Here is a 5,216-nt window from a genome sequence, read left to right as displayed (position 1 = left end):
TGTGAAATGTCCGGTTTTGGATGTGGAATGCAGTGGCTAAAGTTGATGTAAGATGCCCGTTTTGTGAACAGACATCTCCTGTGAAAAAACACGGTTATGGCAAAAGTGGCCATCAGCGTTACCGTCGTCAGTCATGCAAACACGGATGGCTACAGGGCTTAAAACGACGAACTTCAAAAAGTAAATCAAATTGTTAGCAAGCTGTATACACAGCGTATTGAGAGTGCACATCTGACACTGCGTAACCGATTGCAACGGCTCAATCGCAAGACGCTCGGATATTCAAAATCATCCGAAATGCACGATAGGATCATCGGTACTTACATCGAGCGCGAGTACTACGTTTGATGCTACATCAACTCATTGAATACACGACCCTCGTTTGGTGTCTGTTAATATTGGAGGGAATTCTGATTGTTATTTGATAGCGATCTTAAGAGGGGGGTGAGTGCAGCGGAAAAAAGGATTTCCGCCACTCACAGTGGCGGAAACCACGTTAGTCTTTGGTCGGAAACGTGGTGCGTGGGACATCCGGGTCTGGTCCCAGCCGTTTGCCTGCATCCAGCTTGGCGATCTCGCCCAGTTCGTCTTTGTCGAGACGGAAATCGAATACATCGAAATTTTCTCGGATGCGCGCGGGGGGGTAACGGATTTCGGGATCACCACCAGGCCAGAATCCAGGTGCCAGCGGATCACAATCTGCGCAGGCGTTTTGCCGTATTTCAGCGCGAGCTGACGGATCAGCTGCTGTTCGAATACCCCTTCTCCTCCTTGTGCCAGCGGACTCCAGGACTCGGTTTGAATCTGGTGCGTGGCATTCCAGGCGTGTAATTGGCGCTGCTGGAACAGAGGGTGTAGCTCAACCTGATTGATGACCAGGAATACGCCGGTTTCAGCTTTCAGGCGTTGTAAATGGTGTGGATGAAAATTGCTCACGCCAATGCTTTTCACCAGCCCCTGCTCCTGCAAACGCAGCAGGCCGCGCCAGGCATCAACATAAGTATCCTGATCCGGCACCGGCCAGGCCGAGCTGCAGCATAATGTTGCCGTCGGCCAGTTTGATCATGGGTTGCGTTGTCATGTCATTCTCCTTTATTCGAGAATCCTCCCTGCCGAGGTCGGCAAGGGCTCGGTTGGATTTCAGCCACCGGATACGGTGATGAATGGTATCCCTTCAACCCTGTTCGTAATGGACAGGACATGTCGGTTAAGTCTAGCCGAAAATAGCAGCAAAGCGGCGAGGAGATATAACGGTACCTGATTTTCTTGCGCGTAACATCAAGAAAATCAGATAGTAGCGGTTATCGTTGCAGAATAGCCTGGAAAGATCCCGCGTTAGGCGGCGGAGCGCCCTTTGTGCCACAACATCACCAGCATGCCAACCAATCCACTGATCAGCAAAACAATGGGGATAATGATCAGCGCGGTCATCACATGGTCTTCATAGCGCTTGACCAGTGGCACATGGCTAATGGAATAACCCAGTGTGACGATACCAAACACCCACAGAAAGCCGCTGAGCCAGTTAAACAACTGAAAACGCAGGCTGTTAAGGCCAGAAATGCCCGCCATGGTCGGCAACAGGGTGCGGATAAAAGCCAGAAAACGGCCAATCAGCAACGCTACCAGACCGTGACGATGGAACATATTGTAGGCACGTTGGTGATAGTGTGCGGGCAGTTGCAGCAGCCACCCTTTCACGATGCGCGTATCCCCCAACCAGCGACCTTGCAGGTAGCTGAGCCAACAGCCGAGACTGGCTGCGACGGTAAGCAGGCACATGGTGGGCACGAAACTCATCACACCTTTTGCGATCATGGCCCCGGTGAGCAATAGCAGGCTGTCTCCCGGCAGAAACGAGGCTGGCAGCAAGCCATTTTCCAGAAACAATGTCGTGAAAAGAATGACGTAGATAACCCAGATAACATTGGGATCGGCCAACGCACTGAAATCTTGCTGCCACAGCGCCTGAATGATGTCGTGAACCACACTCATATTACTTCCTGCCGGGTGTAGGGGCCCAAAGCACAACCCTGCTCGCACAAATGTCGAACGGATCAATCTGTGTCGCTAAGCAATAGCGTAGGGCCAAGATATTAGTGTCGCCAATACGAACGCCTTTCGGCGACAGACATAAGCTCTGTTATTCGTGTAAAGCGGTTTTTTGTCTTGCTTATTCCGTTCATCATACACGCTTTACACACACCACCGCAGCCATATCAAGGGATATCGCCGTCACACTTTGTGAATTCTGTTGAATCCGGCTGTCAAATCATCGATCAGATCATCACAGTCTTCAAGCCCGATATGTAACCGAATAAGTGTGCCGGTGAAGTCGACGCCACCCGCGGGACGAATCGAAGCCAGATCCTCCGGCTGATTAGCCAGGATCAGGGATTCGAAACCACCCCAGGAATAGGCCATGCTGAAATGCGCAAAATTATCCAGATAGTCGGACAGTTGCTCCTTGCTCAGCTTTTGCTTTAGCACAAAGGAGAACAATCCGTTACATCCGGTGAAATCACGGGCATAAAACGCATGTCCTTTACAGCTCGGCAGTGCCGGATGGTTGATGACCGCCACTTCTGGCCGTGCCGCGAGCCAGTGGGCGATGCGCAGGCTGCTCTCCTGATGCTGCTTGAGGCGAACCCCGAGGGTGCGCAGGCCGCGACTGGCGACGTAAGCGGTATCGGCATCGACCATTTGTCCCATCAGATAGGAGTGCTCACGCAATTGATCCCAGCAGCGTGCGTTGGCAACGGCGGTACCCAGCATGGCATCTGAGTGACCAACAATATATTTGGTGCCGGACTGCACGGAGATATCAATCCCAAACTCAAGTGCTTTGAACAGAATGCCCGCCGCCCAGGTGTTATCCATGATGATCACGATATCAGGGTTAACGCGACGCACTGCGCTGACGATGGCTGGAACATCGTGCACTTCCATGGTGATTGAACCGGGAGATTCGAGGAACACCACTTTGGTGTTTTCCTGAATCAGGTCAGCAAGACCGGCACCGATGAGCGGATCAAAGTAGCTGGTGGCAACGTTGAATTTGCTCAGCACATTATCGCAGAACGCTTGAGTCGTTTCGTAGACGGAACCGGTCACCAGCACATGATCACCGCCTGCAACAAACGAGAGGATCGCATTGGAGATCGCCGCTGCACCGCATGGATACAGCGCACAGCCCGCGCCGCCTTCCAGCTCCGTCATCGCTTCCTGCAATGAGAAGTGTGTCAGGGTGCCGCGACGTCCATAAAACAGACCGCCTTTGGCTCGATTGAGGGTGGCCTGTTTCTTGTCGGCAACCGTCTCAAAAATCAGCGATGAAGCGCGTTGGATAACGCTATTGACCGATCCCTGTGTGTATCTTTTGCTGCGTCCTGCTGAGACCAGCGCCGTTGCTGTTTTCTTGCTGTTCATGTCTGTTTCACCAAAGAGAATGGAAACGTATACGCTAGCATGGTGTAAAGCAGAGAGGGATGACGTTTTTTCATCTAAACGAAAAATGGCCAGAGTCACTGTTTTTGAAGAGGTGGAAATGATGTCATGCTGGATAAAGCTGGGAAGTGCCAGCCCATCATGTATGAAGGGCTGGCGGCGTGGAGGCTGGGTTATCCGGTATGGACACCAAATAATTTGGGTAGCCACAGAGAAATTGCAGGAATGTAGGTAACCAGTAACAGTACGATGAATAGGCCGCAGTAGAAGGGCAGCATGGCTTTTACCACCTGCTCGATCTTTGTTTACTCACGGCACTGGCAACAAATAGCACGGAGCACACTGGCGGTGTGATAAAACCAATCCTCAGGTTAATCACCATGATCATACCGAAATGAACCGGATCGACGCCCAGAGAGGATACGACGGGAAGTAATACCGGCGTCAAAATCAAGATCAATGGCGCCATGTCCATCAATGTGCCGATCACTAACAGCATGATGTTGATATAAATCAAAATCACATATTTGTTATCAGAAATTGAGGTGAAGAATTCCGTGATGCGACTTGGTAATTGCATGTAAGTCATGATGGCGCCGAAGGCGGCGGCAAAGCCGATCAAGATCATCACGATGGTGACGGTTTTCACCGTGCGGTACATCAATTTTTGCAATTCTGACCACTTGCAATCTTTGTAGATAAACATGGTGACGAAGAACGACCAGATGCAGGCGATGGCAGCAGATTCCGTTGCGGTGAAGATACCGGATAAGATCCCTCCCATGATGATCACTACGGTCATCAAACCCCACAGCGTATCTGCAAAGATTTTCAACGCGTTCTTAAAGGGAACTACTTCGCCTTTGGGATAACCGCGCTTGTGTGCAAAACCCACACACATCGTCATCAAGGTCAGCCCCAACAGTATGCCGGGTAGGACACCTGCGATAAAAAGTGAGGCAATGGAAACGCCATGATGGCCCCCGCCAGAATAAAGAACGGAATGGCAAGCAGAGAGAACTTGTTGACGCCGTTAGTGATTTGGATCATCACCGCTTCAAGCGGCAGGTCTATCCAAAAGGCACCCACGATAGCGCTGAGGCCTACCGCATAGGCGACGGGCACGCCGACGGCCAACAGGACGGCCAGCGTGGCAATCAAAATAAATGCATCCATGGTTATGCTCCGTATTAAGCGTTACCCAGCAACACAACAGGGCGTTGATCCTGCGGACAAAAAAGCAGCTTCTCGACAATAAACAGCAAGGTAACCGCTGAACCAATCGGCAGTGGAAGATAGGTCTGGCCCGCCGTTAATAGCGGAAATTCTGCAACGTGCTGATCCCAGAGCTCAGAGCTCAGTGCAGAGTAGGGTGCTGTAATAAATAATAAAAATACTGATCAACAACATGAAGATGTTGGTGATGAGAGCACATACCCTTTTCCCTGCCTCGGGGAGTCTATCGGTCAACATGCTGACTGCAATATGAGAACTGGCGCGGTAGCCCACGGCGGCACCGAGGAAGGTAAAGGTAACCATGCAGATAATCGAAACGGCTTCCGGCCACGAAAGCGCCGAATTCAATGCGTAGCGTGCAAATATGCCAATAGGAATAATTATGGTCATGACCGGCTTTGTTGAATAATAGGTAATCATGCTGTTTTTCCATGCCAGTTTTGGTTGAAAATGCTTGTCATCTCAGGTGTACACTTTTCTCATGAGGCCTAACTGCATGATTTTACGTTGCGAGGATCCGTCGTTTCGCTGGG

At 51.0% G+C, this 5,216-nt stretch carries 2 protein-coding genes and 4 pseudogenes; 1 reads left to right on the top strand and 5 read right to left on the bottom strand.

All coding sequences use genetic code 11. The features are described from left to right. Positions 1-32 precede the first annotated feature (32 nt). Positions 33-348 (top strand): annotated as a pseudogene (locus tag QZ506_RS01295) (IS1 family transposase). A 148-nt stretch (positions 349-496) separates the two neighbouring features. Here the strand turns inward: QZ506_RS01295 and QZ506_RS01290 are convergent. The 5 genes and pseudogenes from QZ506_RS01290 to QZ506_RS01270 form a co-directional block, all read right to left on the bottom strand. Next, a pseudogene (locus QZ506_RS01290) lies at positions 497-1,023 on the bottom strand (aldo/keto reductase); the annotation flags it as partial. A 312-nt stretch (positions 1,024-1,335) separates the two neighbouring features. After that, the gene (locus tag QZ506_RS01285; protein WP_291968496.1) at positions 1,336-1,995 is read right to left on the bottom strand and encodes a DedA family protein; all 660 of its coding nucleotides are present in this window, start codon (positions 1,993-1,995) and stop codon (positions 1,336-1,338) included. Between the two features lie 240 nt (positions 1,996-2,235). Then, positions 2,236-3,429 (bottom strand): cystathionine beta-lyase, encoded by a 1,194-nt coding sequence (metC, locus tag QZ506_RS01280; protein WP_291968498.1) that lies wholly within the window; start codon positions 3,427-3,429, stop codon positions 2,236-2,238. A 191-nt stretch (positions 3,430-3,620) separates the two neighbouring features. Further along, positions 3,621-4,623: pseudogene (locus QZ506_RS01275) on the bottom strand (TRAP transporter large permease). A 14-nt stretch (positions 4,624-4,637) separates the two neighbouring features. Next, positions 4,638-5,103 (bottom strand): annotated as a pseudogene (locus QZ506_RS01270) (TRAP transporter small permease). Positions 5,104-5,216 lie beyond the last annotated feature (113 nt).

Origin of the sequence: Candidatus Symbiopectobacterium sp., assembly GCF_020054415.1 — a bacterium.
Taxonomy (GTDB): domain Bacteria; phylum Pseudomonadota; class Gammaproteobacteria; order Enterobacterales; family Enterobacteriaceae; genus Symbiopectobacterium.
This window is presented reverse-complemented; position numbering and strand designations above follow the sequence as displayed.

Coding starts and splice junctions, on each gene's coding strand:
- QZ506_RS01285 (WP_291968496.1), bottom strand. CDS start 1,995: ATGAGTGTGGTTCACGACATCATTCAGGCGCTGTGGCAGCAAGATTTC.
- metC (WP_291968498.1), bottom strand. CDS start 3,429: ATGAACAGCAAGAAAACAGCAACGGCGCTGGTCTCAGCAGGACGCAGC.